The following is a 24,154-nucleotide window of genomic DNA, read 5'->3' on the forward strand; positions in this document are numbered from 1 at the left end:
AGGTGGCCGGACGGAGTTAACGACGACGGCGCCCGCCGCCTTCGGGATGAAGGTGACGGACGCCGTCGTACTTTAGTCAGCACGCCTTAAAGGCCAACGCGGGGTCACTCCGCGCCCGATCCAACCTCTGGATGGGGCGGGGAGTGACCCCGCGTTGTGGTGGTGCTGTGAACTTAGAGCGCTGCGTAAACTTCGCGCAGCAGCGTGGCGGTCTCGGACGGCGTCTTGCCGACCTTCACGCCTGCAGCCTCAAGGGCTTCCTTCTTGGCCTGCGCGGTACCTGCGGAACCGGAGACGATGGCGCCGGCGTGGCCCATGGTCTTGCCTTCGGGAGCGGTGAAGCCGGCCACGTAGCCGACAACCGGCTTGGTGACGTGTGCCTTGATGTACTCGGCGGCACGCTCTTCGGCGTCGCCGCCGATTTCGCCGATCATCACGATCGCCTTGGTCTCGGGGTCAGCCTCGAACGCGGCCAGGGCGTCGATGTGCGTGGTGCCGATGACGGGGTCGCCACCGATGCCGATGGCGGTGGAGAAGCCGAGGTCGCGCAGTTCGTACATCATCTGGTAGGTCAGGGTGCCGGACTTGGAAACCAGTCCGATGGGGCCCTTGCCGGTGATGTTGTTCGGCGTGATGCCCACGAGTGCTTCGCCGGGGGTGATGATGCCGGGGCAGTTCGGGCCGATGATGCGGGTGACCTGCTTGCCGTCGGCGTCAACCTTGGACTGGGCGAGGGCCCAGAACTCGGCGGAATCCTGGACGGGCACGCCTTCGGTGATGACAACTACGAGGCCGATGCCGGCGTCGATGGCTTCAACCACAGCGTTCTTGGTGAATGCCGGCGGGACGAAGACGATGGAGACGTCGGCGCCGGTTTCGGCCATGGCTTCCTTGACGGTGCCGTAGACGTTGATTTCAGCGTCGCCGTGCAGGACCGTGGTGCCGGCCTTGCGGGCGTTGACGCCACCCACAATGTTGGTGCCGGCCTTCAGCATCAGGGCGGTGTGCTTGGTGCCTTCGCCGCCGGTGATGCCCTGGACGATGACCTTGGAGTCCTTGTTCAGATAGATAGACATGGTGCGTCCCTTACTTAGCTGCGTTGGCGAGCTCGGCGGCCTTGTCGGCGCCCTCGTCCATGGTGGCGGCCAGGGTAACCAGCGGGTGGTTGGCCTCGGCCAGGATGCGGCGGCCTTCCTCAACGTTGTTGCCGTCGAGGCGGACTACCAGCGGCTTGTTGGCGTTGTGGCCCAGCTCGGCCAGCGCACCGACGATGCCCTTGGCGACGGCGTCACACGCGGTGATGCCACCGAAGACGTTCACGAACACGGACTTGACCTGCTCGTCTCCGAGGATGACGTCGAGGCCGGCAGCCATGACCTCGGCGGAAGCTCCACCGCCGATGTCCAGGAAGTTGGCGGGCTTGACGTTGCCGTGGTTTTCACCGGCGTAGGCAACAACGTCCAGGGTGGACATGACCAGGCCTGCACCGTTACCGATGATGCCCACCTCGCCGTCCAGCTTGACGTAGTTCAGGTCCTGCGCCTTGGCCTTGGCCTCGAGCGGGTCCGCAGCGTCCTTGTCTTCAAGGAGGGCGTGCTTGGCGTGGCGGAACTCGGCGTTCTCATCCAGCGTCACCTTGCCATCGAGTGCCACGATGTCGCCTGCGCCGGTCTTGACCAGCGGGTTGACCTCCACGAGGGTGGCGTCTTCCTTCTTGAAGACGTCCCAGAGCTTGAGGATCACGGCGGCGACCTTGCCGCGCAGTTCCTCGGAGAAGCCTGCGGCTGCAACGATTTCGTCTGCCTTGGCCTGGTCGATTCCAACGGCGGGATCGATTGCGACCTTCGCCAGCGCGTCAGGGCGTTCGACGGCGAGCTGTTCGATTTCCATGCCGCCTTCAACCGAGCACATGGCCAGGTAGTTGCGGTTGGCGCGGTCCAGCAGCACGGAGAAGTAGTACTCCTCGGCGATGTCGGCACCCTGGGCAATCATCACCTTTTTGACGGTGTGGCCCTTGATGTCCATGCCCAGGATGTTGGTGGCGTGCTCAAGTGCTTCGTCAGCTGACTTGGCTACCTTGACGCCGCCGGCCTTGCCGCGACCGCCTACCTTTACCTGTGCTTTAACAACAGTCACGCCGCCGATTTTTTCGGCTGCTGCTTTTGCTTCTTCTGGGGTGTACGCCACGATGCCGGCAAGCACGGGTACACCGTGCGCCTCGAACATATCGCGCGCCTGGTATTCAAACAGGTCCACGGTTTAGTGTCCTTCTACGTCGAAGTAGTTTCTGTACAGTCGGGCACCGCCGAAGACGATGACCGGGCTGCGGATTGCAAGCACCTGCGGCCAGTCCTAGAACGGGCCACCGTGCGTAATGCTCCACTCGGAACTCTAGTCCTCTCTGAGGACCGGCCCGTTCCACAGTACCCCTTATGTGAGTAAGCACACTATTCTATGGAACGTAGAAAAAGCCCTAGATTACGGGGTTTTTGGGGTGCCGGCACGGGTTGGGACGGCGGTTCCGGGAGGCTTGGAAATGGCTTCGTAATGATCCCTGGCAACGAAGAACGCGACGCCGCCGGAGACATTTCCGCACGCTACACCATGGTTGTACGGCGAGCAGCGGAGACCGTTCCGTTCCAGGTTGGCGCCGTCAGCCAGGACAGGCAGTTCGCTGAGCGGGCCGCGCCTGGTACCCCGGGGCCCGTATGCGGCCTCCATGCGTGTGACGCCTGAACGGCATTCGCCGTAGGTGGCCTTCTTCGGGGTAAGCAGGACGGTGCCGCCGAGGTAGCCCAAACCGGTTCCCGCGCAATCGTCCGTCATATCCGCCGCGCCAGGTTTCGGGTAGGCCGCCAGTTCACAGTGGGCCACAGGCACAGTGGCCAGCTTGGCGTTCGCGGGGGCGCTGAAGCTGTTCGGCTCGTACGGGAGGTTGAGGTGCTCACCCCTGGCGGACGTCAGCGAGCACACGATGTTCCGGTCCTCGGTGATGAAGGACAGGACGTCCTGGCTGCTACCAAACTGCGCCGGGTCCACCAGGGCCGCCTGTTCCAGCTGCTCCAGGGGCGGCCGCGGCGGCGGAGCCACATAACCGGGGTCAGCCGTGGTGATGGTGCAGGCCGTGGCCGCCGGCAGAATGAAGGCGGCGAAGATCCCCAGTACAGTCCGTCGCATGGTCCCCATTATGCTTCATGGCTGCGGCTGGACCCGGGGGCGGCCACCGCTGGCAGCGCGCGAAACCGTCCGCCGTGCACCTAACGTGGCCATATAAATCTGCGGGGCGTAGGCTGTTGCCACTTGGGCTCCGCGCAGGCGCCCCGAGGGTATTCCCGGAATCCCGCACCCAAGGAGCGCGCCGTGGAGAAACATCAGTCGGCGAGGCTGAGGTTTCTCGGCGCAACGGACTCGGTGACCGGATCCAGGTATCTGGTCGAGTCACCGGAACGGCGGATTCTGGTCGAGTGCGGGCTCTTCCAGGGCTATAAACGGATCCGGGATCGAAACCGTGTGGCGTTTCCGGTCAGTCCGGCCAGCCTTGATGCCGTCATCCTCACCCACGCCCATCTGGACCACACGGGCTATGTTCCGGCGCTGGTCCGGGACGGCTTCCGCGGCCCTATCTATGCGACACCGGGAACCACCGAGTTGTGCACCCTGCTTTTGCCTGACAGCGGTTACCTGCAGGAGGAAGAGGCCCGCCACGCGGATGACCGGGGTTCTTCCCAACACCACCCCCCGCAGCCGCTCTATACGGCAGAAGACGCTGTTCGTTCGCTCAACAGTTTCAAAACCCGGGACTTCGACACTCCGTTCGAACTGGGAAACGGCATCGAGGCAACCTTCCTTCCCGCCGGCCATATCCTCGGCGCTGCCCAAATTCAGCTCACCGTCGGCGGCCGGTCCGTGCACTTCACCGGTGACCTCGGCCGCGCCAACGACCCCCTCATGTATCCGCCAAGAAACCTGCAGTCTGTCGACGTGCTGGTGACTGAATCCACCTATGGGAACCGGGCACACCCCGCCGGGAACCCGGAGGCCGAACTGGGCGAGATCATCAGGCGCGTGGCAAAGAGGCAGGGCGTCATCATGATCGCAGCCTTCGCCGTGGGACGGGCCGAGACGGTATTGCTATACCTGTCACGGCTGATGAGGAAGAAGGCGGTCCCGGATATCCCTGTCTATCTCAACAGTCCCATGGCCATTGATGCCTCCGGCATGTATCAGCGCCACCGCGAGGAACACCGGCTCGAACAGCACGAATTTGAGGCGATGTATAAGCTGGCTACCCCTGTGCGGAGCGCCGACGATTCCAAACTGCTCAACCTCCGGGGCGGTCCGATGATCATCCTTTCCGCCAGCGGCATGCTCACCGGAGGCCGGATTCTGCACCACCTTGAGAACTACGGGCCCGACCCGCGCAACGCGATCATCCTCAGCGGATACCAGGCCGCGGGGACCAGGGGCGCTTCACTCGCAGCCGGCGAGCAGCATCTGCGGATCTACGGACAGGACATCCGGATCGGGGCCGAAGTCATCCAGATGGAAGGCCTGTCCGCCCATGCCGACGCCGACGAGCTGATCCAATGGATGCGGACCGCCCCCACAGCACCGTCAATGACCTATATCACCCACGGCGAAGCCGACTCGTCCGACGCCCTCCGCATCCGGATCAAACGCGAACTCGGCTGGAAGGCCCGGGTGCCCGAATACCTGGAATCCGTCTCAATGGACCATCCCGGCTAGGAGCTCTTCTCAGGCGTCCAGTTTGGTCAGGGGCGCGTAGCGCAGCAGGAGCCGCTTCTCGCCGACGTCGAACTTGACCTTGGCCACGGTCTTGTCTCCGGCGCCTTCCAGTGCCAGCACGGTTCCGTTGCCGAAGCTCGTGTGGTTGACCTTGTCGCCCACACTGACGGCCACGATTTCCTTCTGCGGCTGCACCCGGTTCTTGGCGATAGCGGCGGGAACGTCAGCGTTGAACCCGGCCGAGGAGTCTGCCGCCGCTCCCCGCGGCGTGCCAGCGCCCCAGAAGGATCCGCCGTACCGGCTTGAGCCGATTGACCCGCCGCTCCCCCAGCCGCCGGACTGCCGGCTGGTTCCTTCACGTTTCCAATCGACCAGTTCGGCCGGGATTTCTTCGAGGAACTGGCTGGCGGGGTTGTACTGGCTCTGGCCCCACATGCTGCGGACTTCAGACCGCGTGACGTATAACCGTTTGCGGGCGCGGGTCAGGCCCACGTACGCCAGCCGGCGTTCTTCGGCGAGTTCCTTGGGATCCGTGGCGGAGCGCTGGTGCGGGAAAAGCCCGTGCTCCATGCCGGTGAGGAACACCACCGGGAACTCGAGGCCCTTGGCTGTGTGGAGGGTCATCAGCGTGACCACGCCCAGGCGTTTGGCCTCGGCCACCGCGGCGTCGATGTCGGCACCGGGGGCATCAGGGATCTGGTCCGCGTCAGCCACCAGGGACACCTGCTCCAGGAAGGCGCCCAGGGACCCCTCCGGATTCTCCTGTTCGTATTCACGCACGACGGCGACCAGTTCCGCCAGGTTCTCCACGCGGGACTCGTCCTGTGGATCAGTGCTGGAACGCAGCCCGGCGAGGTAGCCGGTCTGTTCGAGGACCGCTTCCAGCGCTGCGGCGGCACCGGAACCGGTAGCCACTTCGGCGAGATCGTCCAGCAGTTTCACGAACCCCAGGACGGCGTTGACGGAGCGGGTCGCCATGCCGGGGGCTTCCTCGGCCCGCCGCGCCGCCGCCATGAAGGACATCCGCTCCCGCTGGGCGAACGCCGCCACGGCACCCTCGGCGCGGTCGCCGATGCCGCGCTTGGGTTCGTTGAGCACCCGGCGCAGGTTGACGTCGTCGTCAGGGTTGACCAGCACCCGCAGGTAGGCGAGGGCATCCTTGATTTCCTTGCGTTCGTAGAACCGCGTGCCGCCCACCACCTTGTACGGCAGCCCCACCCGGACCAGGACGTCCTCGATGGAGCGGGACTGCGCGTTGGTGCGGTAGAAGATGGCCACATCCCCCGGGCGCAGGTTGTCCTCGTCCTGGAGCCGGTCAATTTCCTTGGCGATGAACTGGGCTTCGTCGTGCTCGTTCTCACCCACGTAGCCAATAATCTTGTGGCCCTCACCCTCGGCCGTCCACAGCCGCTTTTCGGGGCGGTTGGGGTTGCGTGAGATCACGGAGTTGGCGGCAGTGAGGATGTTTTGGGTGGAACGGTAGTTCTGTTCCAACTTGATGGTCCGGGCTTCCGGGTAGTCCTTTTCGAACTCCACAATGTTGCGGATATCGGCACCGCGGAAAGCATAGATGGACTGGTCCGAGTCCCCCACCACCGTGAGCTCCGACGCGCCGGGGCCCTCGCCCACGATCTCCCGGACCAGGGCGTACTGGGCGTGGTTGGTGTCCTGGTACTCGTCCACCAGGACGTGCCGGAAACGGCGGCGGTAGGAGTCCGCGAGCGCCGGGAAGGCCCGGAACATATAGACGGTCTCGGCGATGAGGTCATCGAAGTCCATGGCGTTGGCCTGGCGCAGCCGCTGGGTGTAACCCTTGAAGACATCCGCCACGGCGCTTTCGAAGGGGTCGTTGAAGTTCGCGGCGGAGGCGAACGAATCGGCGTCGATGAGTTCGTTCTTCAGCGCTGAAATCTTGTGCTGGATGGCCTTGGGCGCGAATTTCTTGGGGTCCAGGTCCAGGCCCTTGGACACCTGGGTGACCAGCCGCAGGGAGTCCGCGGAGTCGTAGATGGAGAAGTTGGACTTCAGGCCCACGTTGGCCGCTTCCTGGCGCAGGATCCGCACGCAGGAGGAGTGGAACGTGGAGATCCACATGATCTTGGCCCGGCCGCCCACCAGGGCCGCGATGCGCTCCCGCATTTCGGCGGCAGCCTTGTTGGTGAAGGTGATGGCCAGGATCTCGCCGTAATGGGCCCGGTGCGTGGCGATGAGGTACGCGATCCTGTTGCTGAGCACCCGGGTCTTGCCCGAGCCGGCGCCGGCCACAATCAGCAGGGCGCTCCCTGCATGCTTGACGGCCTCCTCCTGTTGCGGGTTCAGCCCCTGCAGCAGCTCCGCAGCATTCGGCCGGTGGTGGGCGTGGTCCCCGGGACCTTCACCGTGGGGCTGCTGGCTGGCCCAGCCGCCGCCGCGCTGGATGGGCGGTTCAGCACCCTGCCCGCCACCCTGGAGGGAGCTGTTTCCGGTGCCGCCGCTGCCGCTGCCGCCCCCGGATTCGCCCGCCTCGGCGAAACCTTCCGGGCGCGACTTTGTGCGGGTGGAGGCTGCCGGGGCGGCCTTGAACGGTCCGTCAGAGTACGGGTCAAACAACATATCCATGGTGCCTACAAGTCTAGGCGGTGGGGCCGACACTCACGTTCAGCCTGTGGATAACGCCATCCACCGGGACCGTTCGGACCGGCGGGCGATCCGCGGCGGAGGACTCCCGCCGCGGCGGGCCTGCCCGGGCTCAGGTCACCGAGCCGGCCAGGAGGGCCGCGCGCAACTCCCGCACCGCCGTCGTGCCTCCCGCCATGAACCACTGCAGCCCGTTGACCTGGACCGTGTCCGCGGTACCGCCGGCAGCCCGGACAATCGCCCTGCCCGGCAGCCAGTCCCATTCGGGGCAGCTGTGCTGGAACCAGCAACCCAGCTCCCCGTCGGCAACCCGGCCCAGGTCGCAGGACCCTGAGCCGAACATCCGCAGCGCGGCGGCGGACGTGGCAGCGGAGTGCCAGGGCATGGCGCACAGGGGATCCATCAGCCAGGTGGGGTGGATGTAGGTTGCCGCGCCGAATTCCGCGAGGGCGGTGCCGTTGCGCGCGCCGCCGTCCTGGTACGCGGTCAGGGCCTCGCCGTTGAGGGTGGCGGGGCGGGACGTTCCGCCAAGCCACAACTTATCCTCCTCCGGCTGGAAGATCGCACCCAGCAGCACGTCCGAGGAGTCCTTGAGGGCGATGGCGGAGCACCAGTACGTGGAGCCGTGCAGGAAGTTGTAGGTCCCGTCCACCGGGTCGACCACCCAGGTCCGGCCGCTGGTCCCGGCCACCGAGGCGCCCTCCTCGCCCAGGATGCCGTCGTCGGGCCTGCACCGCTGGAGCTGCTCCAGCACGTAGGCCTCGGCAGCGTGGTCCGCGGCCGTCACAACATCCGAAATGGACGTCTTCTGCTGCGACTGCAGGCCGGCCATGCGCATCAGCAGCGCAAGCTGCCCGGCTTCGCGCACCAGTGCCGAGGCCAGCTGGTAGTCGTCCAGGGCGGGGTCAAGTTCGAGGGCGCTGTGCCTGCCTGTGGTCATGGCACCAGTCTATGCAGCGCCATAATGGTGCCATGGCCAAAACTCCAGCGCAGCGGATCAAGAAGCACGGCTCCAAGGCTGTCGTTCCACAGCACAGCCTCCCGCCGGTGATCAACCCCACCACCGCCCGTTCACCGCAGAAGGCCCAGAGCAACTCCAGGCTGATTGTGATCGCCGGGGTGGTGGCCAGCCTCTTCCTGTTCTGGTACCTGCACCTGCTCGCGCTGGACCAGATGACCCAGCTGTCCGCGGGGCTGGCCATGCCGGATTCCCTGGTGGGCGGCTTCGACGCGTCCTATGTTGGCCAGTTGCACGCGGCAATGGATGACGACGCCCGCGGCCAGCTCAACTACGTCCACAAAACGGCCGGGACGCTGTTCCCGCTCATCTTCGGCTTCACGTGGCTGCTGCTGATCGGCACCAACGTTGCCAGGAAATCGCTCCGCTGGGCCCTGTGGGCCGTCCCGCTGCTGTTTGTGGTGGTCCGGTTGTGGGGCAACGTCACCATCGATTCCGTGCTGGCCTCGGAAACGGCCGACGCCGGCCAGGTCGCCCTGGCGTCCGGGCTGACCGTTGCGGGCTGGGTCCTGTTCGTTGTGAGCCTGCTCGCCGGGGCCGCCGCGGTGTTCCTGGGTAAAAAGTCCGCCGAGGCAGTTAAGCCCGGGCCGCGGCAAGAGCCCTGACCTCCCGCCGGTGCCGGTGCACGCGCTGGGCAATCACCAGCCCGGTGGCCGCCACGCCCACCGTGACCGGGTACCCCATCAGGCGTTCCAGCGTGCCCGGCTCGGGGACATGCATCCTGGTAAGACCGCCTGTCACCAGTGCGGCGAATGAGGCCAGCCCGCACACCAGGACGAACCATCCGAGCGGTGTCTGCTGCAGCCACAGCACACCCAGCACCAGCACCGCGAGCGAGCCCGCAATGAAGTACATCAGCGCGCCGGTGTAGTGCCAGGCGGAGCCCAGGTCCTCGGGTACCAGTCCCACGATCATGGTCCCGGCACCCGCGGTGCCGGCCAGAAGCCGGACCCAGAGTGCGGCCAGCCACGGTTTCCGCCGCCCACGGTGGACCGTTGCTCCCGGCCGGGCCGCCACGCACAGCAGTCCCGAGCTCAGCAGCAGCGCGCCCAGGAGCATGCCCAAACCCTGGACCACAAAGGACAGGTTCATCAGCCAGTGCAGCGGAGAACAGACATCCCGGCCGTCAAATATCCCGCAGTGCAACGCACCAAGATCGCTGATGTACCCGGTCCGGCGGCTGTAGGGCTGCGGCCCGGCCCAGCCGCCGATCACGGCTGTTTCGGCCACAAAATACTGCAGGACGCTCAGGACGGACCAGGCGCCGATGTAGTGGCGGGTGGACGCCGTGTCCGGGATGAAGACCGCTGCGGGCGAGGACATCGGGGCTGAACTCATGCCAAGAGCGTAGTACGGCCTCCCACCTTGTATGCTTGTATCCGTGTCCGGACGGACCGGCCCTGCCGGCCCAACGGACACCCGCCCTCGTAGCTCAGTGGATAGAGCACGGCTCTCCTAAAGCCGGTGTCGTTGGTTCGATTCCAATCGAGGGCACTTGAACCGTCCTGTTCCGGAGTTCAGCCTCCGCGCCTACCTGCTCGGCCCGGTGCAGCCGCCCGGCGCCGTGGCGGGAACGTGGGCCGTCGAACGCCAACTGCTGGACCGGTCCGCAGGCACCCGCGGAACCTTCACCGGCGTCGTACGTTTTGCCGTGACGGACGACGACGACGTGTCCTTCCGCGAAGAAGGCACCATGCGCTGGCCTACTTTCACCGGCCCCGCCTCCCGCGCCTATCTTCTGCGCCGCGCCGACCGGACAGACGCCCTGGACGTCTTCTTTGAGGACGGGCGCCCCTTCCACCGGATGAGCTTTAGCCCGGAAGCCAACCTGGACCGGCACTGGTGTGACCCCGATACCTACCGTGTGGCGTACACCTGCGCGGGTCCCGATGCCTTCAGTTATTCGTGGGACGTGAGCGGGCCGCGCAAGGACCTGCTGCTGACCACGGAGCTGATGCGGCTGGGCTGAAATGGCCGGCGCGAAGGGGCTAGGCTCGAACCCGTGAAAGCCCGCATTGTTGTCTCCGCCGTCTGCGTGTTCGACGACGCCGGGCGGCTCCTGACGGTCCGCAAACGCGGAACCACCATGTTTATGCACCCCGGCGGCAAGCCCGAACCCGGCGAGACGGCCGTGCAGGCCGCTTCCCGGGAGTTGGCCGAGGAGGTGGGGGTCATTGTTGCCCCGCAGGATCTCCAGTTGATGGGCGTCTGGATTGCCGACGCCGCCAACGAGGCCGCCACCGACATCGAAGCCACGGTGTACCTCGCCCCCGGCACGTGGACGGCCGGCGCGTCAGCCGAGATCGCCGAGATCCGCTGGCTGGACCTTGCCGCGCTGGACCGGGACCGTGAGCGGGGCGTGCCGCTGCCCGCGGATCTCGCCTCGCTCCTGACCGATTTCATCCTGCCCGAGCTGGCCGCCAAAGTAGGCCCCCACCCGAAGTAGGTAGCAGCAGGTGTCGTTTTGACGGCTCAAAAGGACACCTGCTGCTACCCAGTTGGGGACTCTAAAGCTCTAGTACTCGGGCACGGCTTCCTCCGCAACCGCGGTTGCCTCGGCGAACTGCGTCCGGTACAGCTCGGCGTAACGCCCCTCGGCCGCGAGCAGCTCGGTGTGCGTGCCACGTTCCACGATCCGGCCGTCCTCCACCACCAGGATGACGTCGGCGGCGCGGATTGTGGAGAGCCGGTGGGCAATCACGACGGCGGTGCGCCCCTCGAGCGCTGCGCCCAGTGCTTCCTGGACGGCGGCCTCGTTGGTGGAGTCCAGCGCCGCGGTGGCCTCGTCGAGGATGACCACCCGCGGCTGGGCGATGAGGAGGCGGGCGATGGTGAGCCGCTGGCGTTCGCCGCCGGAAAGCCGGTAGCCGCGCTCCCCCACCACAGTGTCCAGGCCGTCGGGGAGGGACCGGACCATGGTCTCCAGCCGGGCCTGCCGCAGGACATCCCACATGAGCTCGTCGCTGGCTTCCGGACGGGCCAGCCGCAGGTTGGAGGCAATGCTTTCATGGAACAGGTGACCGTCCTGGGTCACCATGCCCAGGGTCTGGCGCATCGAATCGAAGGTGAGGTCGCGGACGTCAACACCGCTTCCGGCCGTGGCCCCGCCAAAGCGGACCGCCCCTGAATCCACGTCGTACAGCCGCGAGAGCAGCTGCGCGATGGTTGACTTTCCAGCCCCGGAGGAGCCCACGAGGGCAACGGTCTGGCCGGGCTCCACCCGGAAGCTGATACCGTGCAGCACTTCTTCGCCGCCGCGGGTGTCCAGGGTTGAAACGTCCTCCAGCGAGGCGAGTGAAACCTTGTCCGCCGAAGGGTAGGAGAAGCGGACGTTATCGAACTCCACGGACAACGGACCGGCCGGGGAGGACACAGCATCGGGCTTCTGCTGGATGAGGGGTTTGAGGTCCAGGATTTCAAAGACCCGTTCGAAGCTGACCAGGGCGCTCATGATCTCCACCCGGGCGTTGGAGAGCGCCGTGAGCGGGGCGTAGAGGCGGGTGAGCAGCAGTGCCAGCACCACGACGTCGCCCGCGGCCAGTTGCCCCTGCAGCGCCAGGAAGCCGCCGAGGCCGTAGACCAGTGCGAGGGCCAGCGCCGAAACCAGTGTCAGGGCGGTCACGAAGGTGAACTGCAGCATCGCCGTCCGGATGCCGATGTCCCGCACCCGGCCTGCCCGCATGGCGAACTCGCGGGATTCCTCATCCGGCCGGCCGAAGAGCTTTACCAGCGTGGCGCCAGGGGCGGAGAACCGCTCGGTCATCTGGGTGCCCATGGAGGCGTTGTGCTCGGCAGCTTCACGGCGCAGGTCGGCCAGCTTCGAGCCCATCCGCCGTGCGGGGATCAGGAAGAGCGGCAGCAGGATCATGGCAAGCACGGTGATGAGCCAGGACTTCCCCAGCATCACCACAAGGGTCAGGGCGAGGGCCACAACGTTGCTGACTACCCCGGACAGTGTGCCGGCGAAGGCGGACTGGGCACCGATCACGTCATTGTTGAGCCGGCTGACCAGAGCACCGGTGCGGGTGCGGGTGAAGAAGGCGATGGGCATCTTCTGCACGTGGTCGAAGACCTTGGTGCGGAGGTCCACAATGACGCCTTCGCCGATGGTGGAGGAAAGCCAGCGCGTGACCAGTCCCAGCCCTGCTTCGGCGACAGCAACGATGGCGATCAGCACGGCCAGCCAGACCACCACGCCGGTGCCCGCGCCGGCGATGATGGCATCAACAACCTGGCCTGCCAGGACCGGGGTGGCAACGGCGAGGACGGCCATCACGATGGACAGCAGGACGAAGGCGATCAGCTTGCCCTTGTGCGGCCGGGCGAAGCCGAAAACACGCTTAAGCGTCTCCTTTGAGAAGGGCTTGGAGCCGCTCGAAGCGCGCGTGATGTTGTACAGGGAGCTCCAGGCCACCCGGTCCATACTCATGATTTATTGCCTTTCGGGGCGTCGTGGCCCAGCAGTTCGGTAACGACGCCGTTGTCCACATTCCACCGGACATCCAGCTGGACGTTCTCCAGCAGCCTCCGGTCATGGGTTACCAACAACAAAGCGCCCTCATAACTTCCCAGCGCCTCCTCCAGCTGCTCGATGGCAGGCAGGTCAAGGTGGTTAGTGGGTTCGTCCAGCACCAGCAGGTTCACGCCGCGTGCCTGCAGCAATGCCAGTGCGGCCCGGGTGCGCTCGCCCGGCGAAAGGGAATCCGCCGGCCGGGCCGTGTGGTCAGCTTTGAGCCCGAACTTGGCCAGCAGCGTGCGGACCTCCGCCGGCGTCAGGTCGGGCAGGACCGCTTCCACAGCGTCCGCGAGGTGTAGATGGCCGGCCAGCAGTCCACGGGCCTGATCGATTTCGCCGATGGCCACCGAGGCGCCCATGGCGGCGTTGCCGGAGTCGGGAGCCTGCACACCCAGCAGCAGGCGCAGCAGCGTGGATTTGCCGGCACCGTTGGGCCCGGTGATTCCGACCCGCTCCCCCGCGTTCAGCTGCAGGTTCACCGGGCCGAGGGTGAAGCTGCCCTGGCTGACGACGGCGTCACGCAGCGTGGCCACCACGGCACTGGACTTCGGCGCCTGGCCGATGCTGAACTGCAGCTGCCATTCCTTCCGCGGCTCTTCCACCACGTCCAGCCGGGCGATCCGGGATTCCATCTGCCGGACCTTCTGCGCCTGTTTTTCCGACGATTCGGTGCTGGCCGCGCGGCGGATCTTGTCATTGTCGGGGCTCTTTTTCATGGCGTTGCGCACGCCTTGGGAACTCCACTCACGCTGGGTCCGGGCCCGGGAGACCAGGTCCGCCTTGGTGGACGCGAACTCCTCGAACTTTTCGCGGGCATGCCGCCGCGCCACGGCACGTTCCTCCAGGAACGCCTCGTAGCCGCCGTCGTATACCGCAACGGAATTTTGGGCCAGGTCCAGCTCCACGATGGTGGTCACGCAGCGGGCCAGGAACTCGCGGTCGTGGGATACCAGCACCGCGCCGCCGCGCAGGCCCTGGACGAAGGCTTCCAGCTTCGCCAGGCCGGCCAGGTCCAGGTCGTTTGTGGGCTCATCCAGGAGCACCACGTCGAAGCGGCTGAGTAACAGGGCAGCCAGAGCGACGCGCGCGGCCTGGCCGCCGGAGAGCCCGGTCATGGGGGCTTCCGGCCCGGTTTCCAGCCCCAGATCAGCCAGGACGGCCGGGATGCGTTCGTCGAGGTCCGCTGCGCCGGACGCCATCCAGCGGTCAAAGGCGAGGGAGTAGGCGTCGTCGGAGCCGGGAGCCCCGGAACCCAGCGCTTCTGCCGTGGACTCCATCTCGGCGGTTGCCTGCGCGCAGCCGGTGCGGCGGGCGATGTAGCCCGCCACCGTCTCACCCGTCACCCGCTCGTGTTCCTGGGGAAGCCAGCCCACAAACGCATCAGCGGGGGCCAGGTTCACGCTGCCGGACTGGGGCTGGTCCACTCCGGCCAGCAGGCGCAGGAGGGTGGATTTGCCGGCGCCGTTGGCACCCACCACGCCCACAACGTCACCGGGAGCCACGGTGAGGGAGAGCTTCGAGAAAAGTGTCCGGTGGTCGTGGCCACCGGAAAGGTCTTTGGCAACAAGGGTTGCTGTCATGGCTAGGTCTGTCCTCTCGCCCGGCCGGCGGAAGGCCGGATGACCCCGCCTGAATCAGGCAGAATGCTGTGAAATCCGCAGCATGCCCGCCAGCAAAAGTGCCCGGGCACTAAAGAGCCCGCCGGTCCGGACTTGGGGGGTGTGCGGACCAACGGGCTCGACCATCAAGCATAGTCGACTCTGTCGGCTGCATCAAACCACCGGCCGCGGACACGCTAAAATCAAAAGCAATCATCCGTTCAGCAGAGAGCAGATATGCCCATTCCTGCCAAGGCGTTCCAACGCTGGCTGCACGGTATCGCGCCCGACGCGAGCACTTCCGATGTTTGCCGGGCTGCCGGCATCAAACGGAGCACCCTGGCTCAGCAACTGGTGCGTGGCAAGGTTGCAGGGGCGACGGTGGTGAGCGTCAGCCGCGCTTACAACATCAACCCCGTCACCGCCCTGGCCGGCTTTGACGACTTCCGGCAACTCGCCGGGCCGCCACTGCAGCCCACCCGCTCCGAGCTGGTCAGCCAGATTTCCACGGCTGATCTCCTGCGGGCGCTGCTGCTCCGGGGCGTCGCCGAACCCGGCGGGCCGGGAGAGTCCGGCGGGGGCGCCGCAGGGGTTCCGCTTGCCGGCCGTCCCGACCCGGGGCCAACGGTCCTGGTCCCGCCGCCGCATGCCACGTCCGTGCGGGACTGGGTGGAGGCAATCGACGACGGCGAACTGCGGCACCGCGTCTCCACCGCCACCGGGATCGCGCCGCAGAACTATTCGGCGCAGTTGACCGCCAACCGGCTCACCCCGGAGCTGGCCCTGGCTACGGCCCTGGCAGCCGGTGTGGCCGCGTCCGGTGGCCTGGTGGCAACCGGGCTGATCACGGAGGCCGAGGCCGGCTGGCCGCCCGGGGCCCGCCAGGCGGCGTTGGACACTATGACCGACGGCGAACTGACCACCCTGGCCGGAGAACGGCTGCAGACGCTGGGCCGGGCCCTCCGCCGGCAGGAACATGACCAAGAACGAACCGACAAGATCTGGGAGAACCTGGGATGATCGAGACCCTGCAGTGGTGCACCCTGGCCGCTTGCGCCGCGGTGGCCCTGGCCCGCATCCCTAGTGCCTTCCGGCGACAAAACCGGACCATTTGCGCCATTTTTGCGCTGATGACCCTGGCCATCCTCCTCAGCATCGAGGCGCCTTATCTCGTCATCGATCGGGTCCTGGGCGGCATCAATATCGCTAATCTCATCCTGCGGCTGGTCGTGTTTGCCGCCATCCTGTGTGTTGGGAACCGCATCAGCAAGGGTTTTGGGGCCACCGGCGCCTCCCGTCTGATCGCCGGCCCATCCGGTCTGGCCGTGCTGGGCGTGAACTCACTTGCCATCATGGTGATCTTTTTCCTGATGGACACCTCCGGCTCATCAGTGGGAATGGCTGGCATAGCCAACCTGGACCCCGGGAACGTCCTTTTGCTGAGGTTCTACGGTGTCGCCGGCCGCATATACCCCGCCTACGTGGCACTTGTTCTCCTGCCGGCCATGGCTAAGGCGACCATGAGTACACTTCCCGCCCTGGTTCGGATGGCTGCCTTCCTTCTGGGGGCGGGTTCCCTGGCCGTCGCACTGACCCTGCTTTTCCCGCTGTTTCCGTCAGCCTGGGGAGCAGCGCTGTACGTCATCAACTACACTGCCGTGCTTTGCTACGTTTTCGGTTTGGCCTTGATCGGGGTCGCCAGCCTCGTTCACCGACGGCACGGCCCGCGGCAAAAGACTTCTACTGCAAAGTAGCTTTGCCGACTTTCACAAAATCATTAGACATGCCATAATCATGAATGTGTGAAGGTTGCGCGCGGGTGTTTACGAACGGGGATAACTTCTTGAACGCCGCGTTGCCCTAAGCCATTACACGCATTGGGGGGATGAGTGGTGGCGGCCGTTGGGGACCGCCCCCACTCAGCCTGCTTAACGGCCCTTTTCCCACCCGCGGCCATCGGCAGTTTTGCCACCCGCAGACGCCAGTTCCATCTGAACGCGCGGAAGCACCTCAGTGCCCAGCAACTCGATCGCTTCCAGTACGGTCCGCTGCGGGACGGACGAGAGATCCAGCTGGAAGATCTGCCTGTCATGCTGCATATGCCCGTGCATCCTCAAGATCTTTTCAGCCACCTGCTCCGGGTTGCCCACAAACAAGGCGCCGCCGGGAGCGGACTCCATATTGTAGGAAACCCCGCTCGGAGTAGGGAATCCCCGCTCGGCAGAGATCCGGCGCATGGTGTCCAACCAATAGGGCCGGAAGACGTCTTTGGCCCGCCCTTTGCCGGAAGCACCGTCAGCCAGCACCAGGCCGGGTGCGCTGACGCCCACCTTCAGCGGGGCGTCGCCGTGACCGTGTTCGACGGCGGTCTGCCGGTACAGGGCGGCATGCCGTTCGAAGTTCCGGACGGACCCGCCCAGCAGCGCATACATGACGTTCAGCCCCAAGGTCGCGGCGCGGACCGATGAGTTGGGAGTTCCCCCGGTGGCAATCCAGATGTCCAGTTCGCGCGTGTCGTCCGCAGCGGGGAACGGGCGGGGCAGGATGAGGGCGTCGTCCAGGCCGGCGCGGAACCGGCCTGTCCAGGTGACGCGTTCCTGCGCATTGAGTTGGAGGAGCAGCCCCAGTTTCTCCTCGTAGAGAGCGTCATAGTCCTCCAGCCGGGCCCCGAACAGCGGATATGACTCGATGAAGCTCCCGCGCCCTGCCGTCAGCTCGGCGCGGCCCTGGCTGATGAGGTCGATGGTGGCGAACTGCTGGAAAACCCGCACCGGGTCCTCCGTGCTGAGGACGGTGACAGCACTGCCCACCTTGATCTGCCGGGTCTGCGCGGCGACGGCCGCCAAAACGGTCGCGGGCGACGTGACGGAATAGTCCGCACGGTGATGCTCTCCCACCCCGAAATACTGGAGCCCCACCTGGTCTGCCAGCCGGGCACGCTCCAGGAGATCCTGCGTGTTCTGCTCCGGAGACACCCGTACGCCGCTGACGGGATCGCGGTGGATGTCCCCGAACGTAAATACTCCCAGCTCCATGAGTCCTACCGGTTGTCCATGAGCGCTACCGGGCGAACCGCAACGTGATCAGCTGGAACGGGCGCAGGGCAAGGTGGACGCTGCCCTGCCCTGCCGGTGTTACCCCGGGGGCCTCAGCCGGGCGCTCCAGGAGATCGGTCGCCTGCACGTCCAGGACGGGGAATGTTGCTTTGATGATTCCGGCCGAGCGCTGGCCCAGGGACTCGTAGAGCCGCACCACCACGTCGCCCGAACCGTCCTCCGCCAGCTTGACGGCTTCAACCACCAGGGCGGGGTTGTCCACCGTGAACAACGGCTCCACCCCGTGACCACCGCGAACCAGGCGCGGCGCCAGGTTGGTGCGGTACCCCTCTTCGACTGCTTCGGCGATTCCCGCCCCGGGGCGGACAGTAACCGTCAGTTCGTGGTGTCCGCGATCCGCCGCCGGGTCAGGGAACTTCGGTGCCCGCAGCAGGGAGAGACGCACCGAGGTGGTGGTCCCGCCGTCGTCCTCCCGGACATTCCTGGTGACATCGTGGCCGTAGGTGGCCGAGTTTGAGATCGCGACGCCGTAGCCGGGTTCGGCCACGTGGATCCAGCGGTGCGCGCAGATCTCGAACTTCGCGGCCTCCCAGGAGGTGTTGTTGTGGGTGGGCCGGAATACGTGTCCGAACTGTGTTTCGGCAGCTGAGCGGTCGGCTTTGACGTCCAGCGGGAACCCGAGCTTGAGGAGTTTCTCACTCTCCTGCCACTCAACCGCAGTGGTGATAGCCAGGGAGTCACTGCCAACGTCCAGCGTGATGCTTTGGGTCACCGGCGAGGAACCGGCCATCCGCTCCACCACCACCCTGGCCCCGCTTTCCGCGGGCTCCAGCCGGACATCCTGCGCGGCCGTCAGGGGCGTGACGTTGCGGCGGTAGAACTCATCAATGTCCCAGGCGTCCCACTCGTTGGGAGTGTCCCGGTGCAGCTCCAGCAGGTTGCCGCGCGCGCCGGGCGCAATGGCTTCGCGTCCTGTGGCGTAGTCGGTTAGCGATGTGATGAGGCCGTCCGAGTCCAGGACAGCCCTGATAATGCCGTTATCCAGCACAAAACCGCCGTCCACTCCGTCGCCGTCCACTTCGTGGGACTGGACGGCGGGGCCCGCCACGGACGGCTCAGCCGCCCCGAGTGCCGGGACCCCGTTGCGCCCATGGGGAGCGGCATTGAGCAGGAACAGCCGCGAACCTTCCCCCAGCAGTGCGGCCGCTGCCTGGCCAATGAGGGCTTCCAAACCGGAACTGATGGCGGCGTAGTTCCGTTCGGCGTCCTGATGGACCCAGGCGATGGAACTGCCGGGCAGGATGTCGTGGAACTGCTGCAGGAGCACCAGTCGCCAGAGGCGCTTCAGCTCGGCTGCCGGGTAGGTAAAGGAGCTTCGGACGGCGGCCGTGGCGCACCAGAGTTCAGCCTCCCGCAGCAGGTGTTCACTCCGCCGGTTCCCGGCCTTGGTCTTGGCCTGGCTGGTGTACGTGCCCCGGTGGAGTTCCAGGTACATCTCCCCCACCCACACCGGAAGAGCCGCATAGCCCTCCTCGGCCTGGGTGAAGAAACTTTCGGCCGAACCGATCCGGACCTTGGGCGAGCCCTCCAGGTCGGCGGTGCGGTGGGCAGCGGCCAGCATCTCACGCGTGGGTCCGCCGCCGCCGTCGCCATAACCAAAGGGCACCAGCGAGGTGTTGGCACGGCCATGATCACGGAAATTCCGTTCTGCATGCGCCAGTTCCCGGCCCGTCAGTTCGGCGTTGTAGGTGTCCACCGGCGGGAAATGGGTGAAGAGCCGGGTACCGTCGATGCCTTCCCAGTTGAAGGTGTGGTGCGGCATCCGGTTGACCTGGTTCCACGAAATCTTCTGGGTGAGGAACCACCGGCTTCCGGCCGACTTCACAATCTGCGGCAGGGCGGCGGAGTACCCGAACGAATCCGGCAGCCAGGCTTCGCGGCACTCGACACCAAACTCCTGCAGGAAGTAGCTTTTGCCCTCCACAAACTGGCGGGCCATGGCCTCGCCGCCGGGCATGTTGGTGTCCGACTCGACCCACATGCCCCCTACCGGAACAAATTGGCCGGCCTTGACCTTTTCCCGGATCCTGCCGAAGAGCTCGGGGTAGAACTCCTTCATCCAGGCAAACTGCTGGGCCGAGGAGCAGGAAAATACAAAGCCCGGGTCCTCGTCCATCAGTGCCACCACGTTGGAGAAGGTCCTGGCACACTTGCGGATGGTCTCGCGAACCGGCCACAGCCAGGCGGAATCGATGTGGGCATGACCGGTGGCCACCAGCTGGTGCGCGGACGCATAGGCGGGCCGGGACAGGACCTCGGCCAGGGCAGCGCGGCCGGCGGCGGCAGTTCCCGGGACGTCGTCGGGGTCCATCCGGTCCATCATGCGTTCCAGCGCACGGAGGATCTCGTGGCGCCGGGGCTGCTCCACCGGCAGCTCATGCATCAGCCCGGAGAGCGTCAAAACGTCCTGCTGGAGCTCCCAGACCGTCTGGTTCAGCTCCGCAATGGCGATCCTGCCCAGCCGGTACTGCGGGGCGGTGCCCGCCGTCGCCTTGTCCCCCAGTGGCGTGGCGGCGAACGTCCAGCCCTGCGCCATGTCAGGGTTGGCCGCCGCCTCCACATAGAAGTCAACGGCCATGCCGCTGCCGAGCAGCTTGAGCGGGATGTATTGGTTCCGCGGCGAAATCGCCTTGATGATGGTGCCGTCCGGGCGCCACGCGATGCCCTCGCACTGGAAGCCGGGGGCTTCGTTGATGAATCCAAGGTCCACGACGATCTCCACGGCCGTGTCCGCGCCGGTACCCCAGGCCTCGGGAACATCGCCTTGAAGCCGCAGCCATTTGGTGCCCCACGGCTGGCCCCATGCTGCGCCGTGTTCCTGCGGGAGGAAGTCATGCCGCAGTGCTTCCATCACCGTGACGGGTTCGCCGGGAGCGTCCCAGCTGGTCAGGGTCAGGGGGACGCTGCGGGGATATACGGCGGGATCGATCCGCTCTCGGACAAACCGGGCCAGTCGGACTTCGGTAATCCGGCGGTCGTCGTGCACTCTAAACCCTCTTAATAGGTGAATTGGACTGATCGAATCCGGACAACACCGTCCAATCGATGGATAAAATCTACCGGCTGGTCGACCAATAGCCAAGCACCTTCGTCCCCCCTGAGGCTGTGGCTGGCTATCCCGCGACCCGGGCTGCGGCGTCTTCCGCCTTGTTCGACGCGGCCAGGGTGACCCTTTCCTGACCGGCGTAGATATTCATGCTTGTGCCGCGGCTGAACCCGGCCAGGGTCATGCCACTGGCCTGTGCGAGCTCTGCGGCGAGGCTGGAAGGGGCACTGACTGCCGCCAGGACCGGGATCCCGGCCAGCGCGGCTTTCTGGACGAGTTCAAACGATGCCCGCCCCGATACCTGCAGGACCAGCCCGGTCAACGGCAGCATCCCCGCCCGCAGCGCCCAGCCCACTACCTTGTCCACGGCGTTGTGGCGGCCCACGTCCTCCCGGAGGCACAAAAGCTCCACGCCGCCGTCGTCCGTTATCCGGAAAAGGCCCGCGGCGTGCACACCGCCGGTGGTGTCAAAAACAGCCTGCGCTTCCCTCAGCCGGTCCGGCAGGACTGCCAGCACCTCCGCCGGGATGGTCAGCGGATCCGCGGCAGGGCTGTAGCGGGAAGATTTTTGCACAGCCTCGATTGAGTCCGTACCGCAGATGCCACATGAGCTCGAGGTGAAGACGTTCCGCCCCCTGGCCGGAAGTTCCACGTCAGGCCGCAACTGGGCTTCCACAACGTTGAACGTCTGAACGCCATTTTCATCCTCGCCAGCACAGAACCGGAGTGAAACAAGCTGTTCGGGCGCCCAAATGATTCCCTCGGACACCAGGAACCCGGCCACCAGGTCAAAGTCGTCACCGGGAGTCCGCATTGTGACCGAGAACGAAAGCTGACCGAGACGGATCTCCAGCGGCTCTTCCACGGCGAGGACGTCCTCACGGTGCCGGATGGGGAATTCCTGGGCAGCAGGCGAGCCGTCCAGGACGTATTTGTGGACCTTGCGGCGCTGGGTGACGCGTCCCATCAGCGGACTACCATGCTGTTCATAGGTCCATCATCGCACCACCCATAGGCTCGCGCAGTACCGTGGTGCCGTCCGGCCGTCCGTCAGCCGAGCAGGGCACTCCAGTCCACCGGACCGGCAGGCTTCGCGGCACCCTTGCCCGCGGTTCTGGTGGCACCCTTGGCTCCGGCCCGGGTTTTCGGCTTGGCGCCGGCCGGTTCGGGGACGGGAAGCGGCGGCCCCCACGGCAGCGCGAAGGCGGCCACAGGCTCGCCGAGCTGGACTCCGTGGGGCGGGACAACCATCACCCCATCTGCCGACGCCAGTCCGCGCATCATTCCGGGGCCGGTGTGCTTTGCCGGTGACGCCATTCCATAGAGGAGCCGGAAGGGCATCAGGCGGGTGCGGCCCGGTTCGGGTTCAATGGTGGTGCCGCAGGGGACGTGCTGGATGGGCGGCATGGTGCCGTGGCCCAGCGCGGCAAGCAACGGCGCACCCACCGTGGACAGCGCCATCATGGCGGCCAGCGGATTACCCGGCAGTCCCAGGACAAAACGTCCATCGGGGAGTTCGGCAAGCACAGCAGGGTGGCCGGGGCGCATGGCGATGCCGTCGATGACCAGCCTGCCGCCCAGCTCCGCCACGGCCCGGCGCAGGTGATCCGTGTGGGAGACTCCCGTTCCGCCGGTGGTGATAACGACGTCGGCGGGAAGCGCGGCAGGGTCCGGAACCTCCGGGGGGAGGTCCTCCAGCCCCGCCAACCATTCGGGGTAGGAATCGCCGATCCTTTCCTGACCGGCGTAGATGCCACCGAGCATGTCCACCACTGATGCCAGCTGAGGGCCGAACGTATCGCGGACCTGGCCCGGGGCGGGCAATCCGTGGGCCACCACCTCGGATCCCGTCAGCAGGAGCTTCACCACGGGCTTCCCGCGGACCAGCAGGTCGTCGTGCCCAGCCAGGGCGGCGACGGCCAGGTGCGCCGGGTTCAGGGTCACCCCGGCTTTGACCAGGACATCCCCTTCAACCGCTTCCTCGCCGGCTTTCCGGATGTGCTGACCGTTCCTGGGTTCACCGGGACGGGCGGTGCCGCCTGTTTGCAGCAGCGGCAGCCCGTCCTCGTCGGTGCCAAGCACGGCGCTTTCGCTGCGCAGCACCGCCTTTGCCCCGGGCGGGATCAATCCTCCCGTGACAATGGGACTGGCCTGATGCGGCGCAAGCCGCTGGCCGGGCTCCGACACAATCCACGGACCGCTGCCGTTAACTGCCCAGCCGTCCATGGCCGAGGACGCGTAGTGCGGCATGTCGTGGAGCGCGGCAATGTCTTCCACGAGGACCCGGCCCAAGGCCTGGCCGAGCGGAACACGTCCGGGCGGGATCGGGGTGGCGCCCTCAAAGGCTGCTTTGCGTGCTTCTTCCCATGTATGGGCCAGGTGCACGGGGCCGGTCTCCGGCGTTGGCGGGGCGTGCAGCGGGTCGGGGCTCCCGGCTTCATCGCCGGGGGCGGTGGTCATTCGACGGTGATCATTCGACGGGGGCCCCGGCTGATTTCGGTTCTGTGGCCGCAGAGTCGTAGTCGGCGGCCAGGGTCCTGGCACGGTCCAGGGCTGACTTCATGGCGGCGGCGTCAGGTGCTTGCCCCGGGCCGCCAGCCAGGCCCGCGGCGAGGCCGGCAATAAAGGTGGTCAGTGGTGCGGCCGGGCGCACTACCGAGTGTGCCGCCACTCCGGCCAACGAAAGGATGGCGTTGACGTCAATCTGCACGTCTTCCAAGTCATACGCCTGCAGCAGCGACCTGCTCCACTCTTCCAGCGTCTCGTCCTGACTTTTCACGCTCTGCCTCCCAATTTATCTGCGGCCGCTTTGCTCCGGGAGCCACCAAGTGGACCAGGGCCGCCCACCCCGAGTGTGGCGGCGTCGTCCCAGGTGTCCACGTCTGCCGTGGACCGGACCGGAACGGCAACAGGCTTTACGTCAAGACTAGCAAGGAGTGCCCGAACCGACCCGTTGATCAGTTGACCCCTGGCCGCAAGTTCAGCCGCCGAGCGTTGTAGCGCGGCCGTGCTATAAAAGCCCACCAGGGGCTGCCGGCGGCCATCCTCCGAGACAGCCACCACGCCGTCGCAGATTGTCAGGGGATCGGCGCCCAGCAACCCCTCCCGAAGGGCCGTCACCGCCTGCCGCACATTGGGCATGTCGCAGGCAAGAACAAGGGTCACCGGCGGCCGGCTTCCACCGGCCTTCGCCAGCGCGGCAAGCCCGGCGGCAATGGCCGCGGCCGGACCGCCGAAGGCGGGCTCCTCGCGGCAGCTGAGGATGCCGGGCGGATGTTCCGCGGGCTCAGGACCCACCACAACCACGGCCCGGGCACCTCCGGCAGCGGCGATGGAGCGGCCCAACAAGGTGTCGCCGTCGTACGTCAGCCCCTGCTTGGGCACGCCGCCCAGGCGTTCCGAACGGCCGCCGGCAAGAATGACGGCATCAAAATCGAACGAGTCTGCATCCACCAGCCCAGCCTAGCCGCGCCGGAACGTCCGTGGGCATGCGCGACT

Annotated in this window: 20 protein-coding genes and 1 tRNA gene; 7 read left to right on the plus strand and 14 right to left on the minus strand. The window is 66.3% G+C overall.

The features are described 5' to 3' along the window. Positions 1-173 precede the first annotated feature (173 nt). The 3 genes from sucD to PY310_RS11630 all read right to left on the minus strand — a co-directional run bounded on the left by sucD (position 174) and on the right by PY310_RS11630 (position 3,186). Entirely contained in the window at positions 174-1,076 is a 903-nt protein-coding gene (sucD, locus tag PY310_RS11620) for a succinate--CoA ligase subunit alpha (RefSeq protein ID WP_275214539.1), read from the minus strand. Positions 1,077-1,086: 10 nt separating this feature from the next. Next, on the minus strand, positions 1,087-2,256 hold the full coding sequence (sucC, locus tag PY310_RS11625) for an ADP-forming succinate--CoA ligase subunit beta (protein ID WP_275214540.1): 1,170 nt from the start codon (positions 2,254-2,256) through the stop codon (positions 1,087-1,089). 222 nt (positions 2,257-2,478) lie between these two features. After that, complete coding sequence (locus tag PY310_RS11630; protein WP_275214541.1) at positions 2,479-3,186, minus strand: hypothetical protein; 708 nt, start codon at positions 3,184-3,186, stop codon at positions 2,479-2,481. 174 nt (positions 3,187-3,360) lie between these two features. Between PY310_RS11630 and PY310_RS11635 the strand changes: the two genes are divergently transcribed. Then, positions 3,361-4,746 (plus strand): MBL fold metallo-hydrolase RNA specificity domain-containing protein, encoded by a 1,386-nt coding sequence (locus PY310_RS11635; RefSeq protein WP_275214542.1) that lies wholly within the window; start codon positions 3,361-3,363, stop codon positions 4,744-4,746. 9 nt (positions 4,747-4,755) lie between these two features. Here the strand turns inward: PY310_RS11635 and pcrA are convergent, their stop codons facing one another. Together pcrA and PY310_RS11645 are read right to left on the minus strand one after the other, a co-directional pair. After that, a complete protein-coding gene (gene pcrA, locus PY310_RS11640) occupies positions 4,756-7,344 on the minus strand; it encodes a DNA helicase PcrA (RefSeq protein WP_275214543.1) in 2,589 nt (862 codons plus the stop codon). Between the two features lie 130 nt (positions 7,345-7,474). Next, positions 7,475-8,302: an inositol monophosphatase family protein gene (locus tag PY310_RS11645; protein ID WP_275214544.1), complete on the minus strand. Its 828-nt coding sequence runs from the start codon at positions 8,300-8,302 to the stop codon at positions 7,475-7,477. A gap of 32 nt (positions 8,303-8,334) precedes the next feature. On the opposite strand from PY310_RS11645, the gene PY310_RS11650 reads away from it, so the two are divergent. Continuing rightward, positions 8,335-8,985, plus strand: a complete 651-nt coding sequence (locus PY310_RS11650) for a hypothetical protein (protein ID WP_275214545.1) — start codon at positions 8,335-8,337, stop codon at positions 8,983-8,985. On the opposite strand, the gene PY310_RS11655 is transcribed toward PY310_RS11650, so the two are convergent. Continuing rightward, entirely contained in the window at positions 8,957-9,718 is a 762-nt protein-coding gene (locus PY310_RS11655; RefSeq protein WP_275214546.1) for a DUF998 domain-containing protein, read from the minus strand. The genes PY310_RS11650 and PY310_RS11655 overlap by 29 nt on opposite strands. Positions 9,719-9,801: 83 nt before the next feature. Between PY310_RS11655 and PY310_RS11660 the strand changes: the two genes are divergently transcribed. The 3 genes from PY310_RS11660 (at position 9,802) to PY310_RS11670 (ending at position 10,826) form a co-directional block, all read left to right on the plus strand. Beyond that, positions 9,802-9,874: transfer RNA gene (locus tag PY310_RS11660), tRNA-Arg, on the plus strand. Between the two features lies 1 nt (position 9,875). Then, positions 9,876-10,349, plus strand: a complete 474-nt coding sequence (locus PY310_RS11665) for a DUF6314 family protein (RefSeq protein ID WP_275214547.1) — start codon at positions 9,876-9,878, stop codon at positions 10,347-10,349. A 33-nt stretch (positions 10,350-10,382) separates the two neighbouring features. Next, positions 10,383-10,826: an NUDIX hydrolase gene (locus PY310_RS11670; protein WP_275214548.1), complete on the plus strand. Its 444-nt coding sequence runs from the start codon at positions 10,383-10,385 to the stop codon at positions 10,824-10,826. Between the two features lie 69 nt (positions 10,827-10,895). On the opposite strand, the gene PY310_RS11675 is transcribed toward PY310_RS11670, so the two are convergent. Together PY310_RS11675 and PY310_RS11680 are read right to left on the minus strand one after the other, a co-directional pair. Continuing rightward, entirely contained in the window at positions 10,896-12,809 is a 1,914-nt protein-coding gene (locus PY310_RS11675) for an ABC transporter ATP-binding protein (protein WP_275214549.1), read from the minus strand. Further along, positions 12,806-14,476, minus strand: a complete 1,671-nt coding sequence (locus PY310_RS11680; protein WP_275214550.1) for an ABC-F family ATP-binding cassette domain-containing protein — start codon at positions 14,474-14,476, stop codon at positions 12,806-12,808. The genes PY310_RS11675 and PY310_RS11680 overlap by 4 nt, the downstream gene beginning before the upstream one ends. 255 nt (positions 14,477-14,731) lie before the next feature. Here PY310_RS11680 and PY310_RS11685 point away from each other — a divergent pair, with 255 nt between their 5' ends. Together PY310_RS11685 and PY310_RS11690 are read left to right on the plus strand one after the other, a co-directional pair. Continuing rightward, positions 14,732-15,514 (plus strand): hypothetical protein, encoded by a 783-nt coding sequence (locus PY310_RS11685; RefSeq protein ID WP_275214551.1) that lies wholly within the window; start codon positions 14,732-14,734, stop codon positions 15,512-15,514. Beyond that, positions 15,511-16,248 (plus strand): hypothetical protein, encoded by a 738-nt coding sequence (locus PY310_RS11690; protein WP_275214552.1) that lies wholly within the window; start codon positions 15,511-15,513, stop codon positions 16,246-16,248. The genes PY310_RS11685 and PY310_RS11690 overlap by 4 nt, the downstream gene beginning before the upstream one ends. A gap of 174 nt (positions 16,249-16,422) precedes the next feature. Here the strand turns inward: PY310_RS11690 and PY310_RS11695 are convergent, their stop codons facing one another. From PY310_RS11695 to mobA, 6 genes are all read right to left on the minus strand, one after another. Continuing rightward, positions 16,423-17,529: an LLM class flavin-dependent oxidoreductase gene (locus PY310_RS11695; RefSeq protein WP_275214553.1), complete on the minus strand. Its 1,107-nt coding sequence runs from the start codon at positions 17,527-17,529 to the stop codon at positions 16,423-16,425. Between the two features lie 25 nt (positions 17,530-17,554). Beyond that, positions 17,555-20,596 carry an alpha-mannosidase gene (locus PY310_RS11700; RefSeq protein WP_275214554.1) on the minus strand — a complete coding sequence of 1,014 codons (3,042 nt, stop codon included), beginning with the start codon at positions 20,594-20,596 and terminating at the stop codon, positions 17,555-17,557. Positions 20,597-20,723: 127 nt separating this feature from the next. Next, positions 20,724-21,623 carry a formate dehydrogenase accessory sulfurtransferase FdhD gene (fdhD, locus tag PY310_RS11705; protein WP_275214555.1) on the minus strand — a complete coding sequence of 300 codons (900 nt, stop codon included), beginning with the start codon at positions 21,621-21,623 and terminating at the stop codon, positions 20,724-20,726. An 83-nt stretch (positions 21,624-21,706) separates the two neighbouring features. Next, complete coding sequence (locus tag PY310_RS11710; RefSeq protein ID WP_275214556.1) at positions 21,707-23,116, minus strand: molybdopterin molybdotransferase MoeA; 1,410 nt, start codon at positions 23,114-23,116, stop codon at positions 21,707-21,709. Between the two features lie 10 nt (positions 23,117-23,126). Continuing rightward, positions 23,127-23,435 carry a DUF6457 domain-containing protein gene (locus tag PY310_RS11715; RefSeq protein ID WP_275214557.1) on the minus strand — a complete coding sequence of 103 codons (309 nt, stop codon included), beginning with the start codon at positions 23,433-23,435 and terminating at the stop codon, positions 23,127-23,129. Further along, positions 23,432-24,109, minus strand: a complete 678-nt coding sequence (mobA, locus tag PY310_RS11720) for a molybdenum cofactor guanylyltransferase (protein ID WP_275214558.1) — start codon at positions 24,107-24,109, stop codon at positions 23,432-23,434. Before mobA ends, PY310_RS11715 begins: the two co-directional genes overlap by 4 nt. Between the last annotated feature and the right edge of the window lie 45 nt (positions 24,110-24,154).

Source organism: Pseudarthrobacter naphthalenicus (genome assembly GCF_029076445.1).
Lineage (GTDB): Bacteria > Actinomycetota > Actinomycetes > Actinomycetales > Micrococcaceae > Arthrobacter > Arthrobacter naphthalenicus.

Excerpts from the sequence above, each read along its gene's own strand:
- sucD (WP_275214539.1), bottom strand. The coding sequence starts at position 1,076 with ATGTCTATCTATCTGAACAAGGACTCCAAGGTCATCGTCCAGGGCATC.
- PY310_RS11630 (WP_275214541.1), bottom strand. The coding sequence starts at position 3,186 with ATGGGGACCATGCGACGGACTGTACTGGGGATCTTCGCCGCCTTCATT.
- pcrA (WP_275214543.1), bottom strand. The coding sequence starts at position 7,344 with ATGGATATGTTGTTTGACCCGTACTCTGACGGACCGTTCAAGGCCGCC.
- PY310_RS11645 (WP_275214544.1), bottom strand. The coding sequence starts at position 8,302 with ATGACCACAGGCAGGCACAGCGCCCTCGAACTTGACCCCGCCCTGGAC.
- PY310_RS11650 (WP_275214545.1), top strand. The coding sequence starts at position 8,335 with ATGGCCAAAACTCCAGCGCAGCGGATCAAGAAGCACGGCTCCAAGGCT.
- PY310_RS11655 (WP_275214546.1), bottom strand. The coding sequence starts at position 9,718 with ATGAGTTCAGCCCCGATGTCCTCGCCCGCAGCGGTCTTCATCCCGGAC.
- PY310_RS11675 (WP_275214549.1), bottom strand. The coding sequence starts at position 12,809 with ATGAGTATGGACCGGGTGGCCTGGAGCTCCCTGTACAACATCACGCGC.
- PY310_RS11680 (WP_275214550.1), bottom strand. The coding sequence starts at position 14,476 with ATGACAGCAACCCTTGTTGCCAAAGACCTTTCCGGTGGCCACGACCAC.
- PY310_RS11685 (WP_275214551.1), top strand. The coding sequence starts at position 14,732 with ATGCCCATTCCTGCCAAGGCGTTCCAACGCTGGCTGCACGGTATCGCG.
- PY310_RS11690 (WP_275214552.1), top strand. The coding sequence starts at position 15,511 with ATGATCGAGACCCTGCAGTGGTGCACCCTGGCCGCTTGCGCCGCGGTG.
- PY310_RS11695 (WP_275214553.1), bottom strand. The coding sequence starts at position 17,529 with ATGGAGCTGGGAGTATTTACGTTCGGGGACATCCACCGCGATCCCGTC.
- fdhD (WP_275214555.1), bottom strand. The coding sequence starts at position 21,623 with ATGGGACGCGTCACCCAGCGCCGCAAGGTCCACAAATACGTCCTGGAC.
- PY310_RS11710 (WP_275214556.1), bottom strand. The coding sequence starts at position 23,116 with ATGACCACCGCCCCCGGCGATGAAGCCGGGAGCCCCGACCCGCTGCAC.